Origin of the sequence: Pseudomonas sp. BF-R-19 (assembly GCF_019956445.1) — a bacterium.
GTDB lineage: Bacteria > Pseudomonadota > Gammaproteobacteria > Pseudomonadales > Pseudomonadaceae > Aquipseudomonas > Aquipseudomonas fluorescens_BH.
Window position 1 is genome coordinate 43,951 of the sequence record NZ_JAHBDN010000061.1, and the last position, 6,283, is coordinate 50,233.

The window sequence follows — 6,283 nt, forward strand, 5'->3', positions numbered from 1 at the left end:
CATGCGCCAGACACGTATTCCTTGCCTCTTGATGCGCGGCGGGACCTCGAAAGGCGCGTACTTCCTGGCCGGCGACTTGCCTGAACAGCAAGTGCTTCGCGACCGCGTGCTGCTGGCGGTCATGGGCTCGCCGGATGCGCGGCAGATCGATGGCATCGGTGGCGGCGACTCGCTGACCAGCAAGGTGGCGATCATCAAGCCCTCCGCCCGTACCGACGCCGATGTCGACTACCTGTTCGCCCAAGTGCTGGTCGATGAGCCGCGGGTCGACTACGGCCAGAACTGCGGCAACATTCTCGCCGGTGTCGGGCCGTTCGCTATTGAGCGCGTCCTGGTGGCCGTGACGGGTGATGTAACCCCGGTGCGCATTTTCATGGAGAACACCGGGCAGATCGCGATTGCTCATGTACCGACACCGGATGGTGCTGTCAGCTATTCGGGCGACGCGCGGATAGACGGAGTACCCGGTTGCGGTGCGCCGTTAGTCGTTGAGTTCGAGGATGTCGCCGGCTCCAGTTGCGGTGCCTTGCTGCCCACCGGCAACGTTGTGGATCTGTTCGATGGCGTTGAAGTCACCTGCGTCGACAACGGCATGCCAGTGGTGCTCATCCGAGCCGAAGACCTCGGTCTGAGCGGCTATGAGAGTCCGACACAACTGGATGCCAATACTGAGTTGAAGGCCCGCCTCGAGTCGATCCGCCTGCAAGCCGGCCCGCGCATGAACCTGGGCGACGTGAGCCAGCGCAACGTGCCCAAAATGTGCCTGATTGCGCCGGCACAAGCGGGCGGGGCAATCAGCACCCGCACCTTCATTCCGCACCGATGCCACACCAGCATCGGCGTGTTCGGTGCGGTCAGTGTGGCTGTTGCCTGCCTGATCGAGGGCAGTGTGGCGGCGAGTGTTGCGAGTATCGTCGACGGCGAAATCAAACAACTCTCGGTTGAACACCCTACGGGAGAGTTCACCGTAGAGTTGCGTCTGGACAATGATCGTTTGATGAGTTGCGGCCTGATCAGAACTGCCCGATTGTTACTGGATGGGGTCGTATGTATTTCGCGGACGCTATGGCCGGGTAATCAGGGCCGTTGAACGTTCTGTTCCAGACCATCGACCGGGCTCATGCATGAATACCGGTCAGGGTTGAGTCAGGTACCAGCGCCAGTCCTGTTCACCGAACTCGGCCATGAATTGCCGGTACTCAGCGCGTTTGACTGCCAGATAGACGCCGAGAAATCCCTTGCCCAAGGCGTCGCGTGCCCAGCTCGATTGTTCCAGCGCCTGCAGTGAAGTCAGCCAGTCGGTGGGCAGCAGCCCCTTGGCCTGAGTGTGGCCGTCGCCTTCGACCGGCTCGCCCGGATCGACGTTTTCACTGATCCCGTGATGAATGCTGGAGAGAATCGCTGCCGCTGCCAGATACGGATTGGCGTCGGCGCCGCAGATTCGATGCTCGATGTGCCGTGTACAAGCCGGGCCTGTGGATACACACAGACTGGCGGTGCGGCTGTTGATGCTCCAGGTCGACGCGAGTGGCGCGTAGCTATTGACCTGGAAACGCCGGTAGGAGTTGGCGTTGGGGCAGAACAACAGCAACGAGTCGAGCAGCAGGGCCAGCATGCCGCCCACCGACCGGCGCAGCAGCGCAGTACCGGCCTTGTCTTCACTGGCGTAAAGGTTGTTGCCCTCGGCATCGGCCAGGCTCACATGCAGGTGCATGCCGGTCCCCGCCAGGTGCTCAAAAGGCTTGGCCATGAAACAGGCCTGCAGGCCATGTTTGTGGGCCACGCCTTTGACGATTCGCTTGTAGCGAATGGCCTGGTCCATGGCCGATAGCGCGTCTCGATGCTCAAGGGTGATCTCCATCTGGCATAGCGCGTCTCCATGCTCCGAGGTGATCTCCACCTGGCCGGGGGCGTACTCGGAAATCGCGGTGCGCGCCTTGATATTCTGGGCCATGCACGCGGCATACAAATCCGCCATAAAGGGTTCGATCTGCTCCAGTTCACGCAGGCCGTCGACCTTGGAGCTGCGCCGGCGAGCGACGTCACCATCGAGTGTCGGTTGTGGCCGACCCTGGCTGTCGCGCGGCTGGTCGAGCAGGTAGAAATCCAGCTCGCAGGCCATCACCGGGTTATAGCCATCGGCCTTGAGTGCATCGATCACCTTGACCAGCAGATGGCGTGGGTCGGCTACCGTGGCCGGCATGCCTTCGGTGGGGTGCATGCAGACTTGCACGGCAGCGGTAGGGATCGGCCGCGTGGGTATACGCATCAGGCTGCCCTCCAGTGGGTAGGCGCGGCAATCGATATCGCCCACATCCCAGGCCAGCCCCGAGTCTTCGACATCATCGCCGTTGAGCGTCAGGCCGAGCATGGCACTGGGCAAGGAGCGCCCGCGTTGGTAAACGGTCAACAATTCCTCACGCTGCAGCAGCTCACCGCGAGGCACGCCATTAGCGTCGAGGATGAACAGCTCGAACATTTCAATATCAGGGTTCTGCGCTAGAAAATCCTCGGCTTGCTGCACACTGGCAAATTGCATGGGACTCTCGCTTGCGCCATCGGGCGCACGGGGACCGCCTACCGTTAGCGGCAGGCTGGTCTTCATCGGATTGAGGTCGGCCGTGTTTGGCCAACGAATTCAAATCAACGCGAGGGCTGCATCTGGTGGGCGCGCATGACGGCAATGCCACAGCGCCCAAAAGGCCAGAATGATATGGAGCAGGGGATTTTGACACGGACGGGCTCGCACCTTCGGGAAGGAAGGGCTTAGCTGGCGACGGATCAAACGCAGGAGCGAAATCATGGCTGCGGATACTCCCACCGTTTGAAGGTTCATTAAATCAGCATTTGTGAACCTTTGGTTATTGCTTGATTAAACAACTGCAGCAATGCGCCGGGGCCGTGTTCTACAGTGAAAACCAGCGGCAAGCGCCCCCAATATTTGCTGATCAAATCAAAGCCGGCTCACCTGCAGCACCCAAAAGACTTCTGCATACCTGATGACTGCTTGTGGCCGATCGGTGCCTGTCGCGAAGGGCAGCGTGCGACCCAAGGCGGACGGTGGTGACAGGAAAAATCGGTCAGAGCAGTCATTCAGCCCATCAAAAAACGGACGATTGATGCATTTACTGATTCACCATGGGGCGACAGAAATGGACTACCTTGTTGACCCAGTTACACACAGCTCAGGGAGAGCGACATGTCTGTAGAAATCCAGCTTTCGGAAAATGCGACTGAAGCAGAGCGGTCAGGAATATTGACTCCGTTACTGGCCCATAATCTGGCCAACGGAGGGGACGACGCCCATGAAAACTTTGCCCTGTTGCTACGAGACCCTGACAGTAACGAAGTTATAGGCGGGCTGTACGGCAAGGTCTCCTATCGCTGGCTGCTCATTGATCTTGTCAGCGTTCCCGAGTCGATGCGTGGCCAAGGTATCGGAGAACGGCTAATGCGCATGGCCGAAGATATCGCTCAGAAAAAGAACTGCACTGGTATCTGGCTGGAGACCTTCAGCTTTCAGGCACCCGGCTTTTATCAAAAACTTGGCTACTCCGAATTCGGACGCCTGGCAGACTATCCGCCGGGACATACCCGGCTCTATTACCAGAAGTCGTTATGCTGACAGCGTTTTGATCTTGGCCCGATAGCTGCTTTCGTTGGGGACCACAATCGGCCAGAAGCAGACATTAACGCAGCTGGGTTGGTAGTCTCTCGCTCCGACTTTTAACATCTAGGCCAGCGCCCATGATCCAGCTCTCGCAGGTGCAGACCATCATCGCTGCCGATCCGGTACGTTGGCGGATACTCCGTCTGGTGCAAGGATAGCAATACGGGGTCAGGTCTTGCCTTTTGCATAATAGCGATGGCAAAAGACAAGACCTGACCCTGAGGTTTCACAGACTTTCTGCACTGATCCGCCGTGCCTAGGAATGCGGCGACCCCGGCCGCTCTACTCGGCCTGGCCCGCCTGCAACTTGCGACCCCGCAGCGGCATCGCCCGTCATTCTGCGGCAAAGCAGTACAGCAGCCCCGCCCCGCCCGAGCCGGCCAGGGCTTCGCTGCTGCAGCCACGCGAGGGGTGCGAGGAGTTCCACGAGCGTGCCGCCGCATCGTCACGCAGTCCTATTCGGTCATGATGACCGACCTGGGCCGTCCCTTCGCCACTGCTGGTCCAGTTGCTGCAGGTATGGTCATCGCTACCGGCGAACGCAGTTCCGTCCGCCTGCGAGCCGGTGAGGATGTCGTGCATGTTCGGCGTGTCGCCACGCCCCTTAACCAGCGCCCCGTGTTCGTCCAGGGCCATTTCCTTGGTCAGTTGGTTGTCGCCGTGCAGTTGCGCGACGTCGCGGGCGATGACGACCCCCTTGGCGTTTTGCCAAGGGCCTTGGCCGATGCGATCACGGGCATTGACCGCCCCCGCACCGCCGACGGCACTGGTGCTGAGGTAAGCACGCCAGGTGTGCTGGCCCGCCCCGACGGCGGAGGCCAGCGTCTGGCAGTGCCTATCGGCGCCGCTCAGACCACCTAGATCGGCGCCCTTGCCCATGCCGAGGCTAGTGACAAAGAAGGTCATGTCCGTTTGCTGGGCCTGACTGGCGAAACTGCAGGCTAATGCCAGCAGGGCAGTCGGTAAGGTGAGAGTGAAAGTCGTGATGTGCATGTACAGTCCTCCTGCGGGAAAACGGCCTCCAAGATGGAATGTGACCGAGAAATTGAGCCTAGACGACGCCGGTTACCGACACACAGCCGCGGTTCAACCTTCCGTCCTCATGTATTGCTTGAGTGCGCGGCTCGCAGCTTGGCGAGCGGGCGTTGGATGCAGGATGCGGTAAGGCTCAATCCGCTTGGGGCGCTCTAGGGGCTTCGACACTTTTTCGACACGGCCCCGGGGGGCCAGAAAGCAAAAAAACCCGATCTCTTTCGAAATCAGGGGTTTTCGTATTTCTCAAAGCAATGCGGGGTCAGGTCTTGCCTTTTGCATAATAGCGATGGCAAAAGACAAGACCTGACCCTGAGGTTTCACGGTAGCTGTACGGCTTGGAGTTGAGGGTGTGGTCGAGGTCGCGGCACCACTCGGCCTAGACGATCTCTTTAACCTTGTCGTCCGACCTACGGTGAAGTTCCGGGCAGATAAACGGCAGGTCTATCTGAACCGCCTTCGCTCAAAAAACTGGCTCGCAACCTGGCTGGATCTGAAGGTTCTCCCGATAGGCTGAGGCGTTTCAGCTTCGAAGTTTCATGCCCGTTTCGGATCGTTAGCTGCCATTCCCGAACGTCCGCTTGTGGCCGATTTTTGCCTGTCGCGATTGCCCATGGATGCCTGCTGGATGGTGCGAGCGAGCTTCTATGCTTGTATACAGAACCCACCCCTGCCGGGGTTTTCCACGTTCGTTAGCGAGCCTCCAAACCCTTGTGTATGCGCATTGTAGTACTGGCCCTGATCCTGACGCTGTTCGGCTGCGCTACAGCGTCGGACCCACCGAGGGGCGAGGGTGGCGATTGGCGGTCCTTCTATGTAGTGAATCATGGCCTGCATACCGGGTTGGCAATTGTGCGCCCCGATCTACTTCAGGTGCTTCCCGCACTGGCCGAAGAGTTCGGTGACGGCGACTTCGTTGAGTTCGGCTGGGGTGACGAGGACTTTTACCGAGCCCCACAGGCCAACTTGAACCTCGCCCTGCGAGCCTTGTTCGGGTCGACGGCAACCGTGCTGCATGCGGTCAAGATTGACGGGGACCCCAGGCGGCGTTTCGCCGCAAGCGAGGTCATCGAGGTGCGGGTGACGGAGGACGGCTACCGGCGACTGCTCGCGTTCGTGGCCGGGACCTTCACCCACTCAGCGACGGGCACCTTGGTGGTGCTCGGGCCTGGCCTGTATGGAGAGAGCCGGTTCTACCAGGCCGAGGGTAGCTATTCGCTGTTTTATACCTGTAATACCTGGGTCGCAGAGGCGCTGGCCGCGAGCAGCTGCCCAATGTCGCCTACAGCGGTAATTACCGCGGGGAACGTCATGTCGCAGTTACGCCGGGCGACAGCGGTCGGTGCATCCTGCCTGGTTACCCGCTAACCCGCGCTGATGATGGGGGTGTATTCCCACCTTGTGTCGAATGATACTAACGTGAAATGACCGCGTGTGAAGAGGCAGCACTCGACCCAGGCTGTGTGAAAACGCCAGTGTTTGTCTAACCTTCTGATCGTCTAGATCGTATTGGGGGCGATCATGAAGCGATTCATTGAAGGTGAGGCTCGGACGCAAGTCACGTTGCTGCCTGAGTGCTTG

The 6,283-nt window shown here is 59.7% G+C and carries 5 protein-coding genes and 1 pseudogene; 4 read left to right on the plus strand and 2 right to left on the minus strand.

Going from position 1 to position 6,283, the window contains the following annotated elements; genetic code table 11:
• Position 1 precedes the first annotated feature (1 nt).
• Positions 2–1,090, plus strand: a complete 1,089-nt coding sequence (locus KGB28_RS18105) for a 4-oxalomesaconate tautomerase (protein ID WP_223446805.1) — start codon at positions 2–4, stop codon at positions 1,088–1,090.
• Positions 1,091–1,135: 45 nt separating this feature from the next.
• Here the strand turns inward: KGB28_RS18105 and KGB28_RS18110 are convergent, their stop codons facing one another.
• Positions 1,136–2,539, minus strand: a complete 1,404-nt coding sequence (locus KGB28_RS18110; RefSeq protein ID WP_223446806.1) for a glutamine synthetase family protein — start codon at positions 2,537–2,539, stop codon at positions 1,136–1,138.
• Positions 2,540–3,199: 660 nt separating this feature from the next.
• On the opposite strand from KGB28_RS18110, the gene KGB28_RS18115 reads away from it, so the two are divergent.
• Entirely contained in the window at positions 3,200–3,625 is a 426-nt protein-coding gene (locus tag KGB28_RS18115; RefSeq protein ID WP_223446808.1) for a GNAT family N-acetyltransferase, read from the plus strand.
• A 378-nt stretch (positions 3,626–4,003) separates the two neighbouring features.
• Here the strand turns inward: KGB28_RS18115 and KGB28_RS18120 are convergent, their stop codons facing one another.
• Positions 4,004–4,663, minus strand: coding sequence for a hypothetical protein (locus tag KGB28_RS18120; RefSeq protein ID WP_150753502.1), 660 nt, complete (start codon positions 4,661–4,663; stop codon positions 4,004–4,006).
• Between the two features lie 373 nt (positions 4,664–5,036).
• On the opposite strand from KGB28_RS18120, the pseudogene KGB28_RS18125 reads away from it, so the two are divergent.
• Positions 5,037–5,219, plus strand: a pseudogene (locus tag KGB28_RS18125) (nucleotidyltransferase family protein); the annotation flags it as partial.
• A gap of 200 nt (positions 5,220–5,419) precedes the next feature.
• Positions 5,420–6,070, plus strand: a complete 651-nt coding sequence (locus KGB28_RS18130; RefSeq protein ID WP_223446812.1) for a DUF2459 domain-containing protein — start codon at positions 5,420–5,422, stop codon at positions 6,068–6,070.
• Positions 6,071–6,283 lie beyond the last annotated feature (213 nt).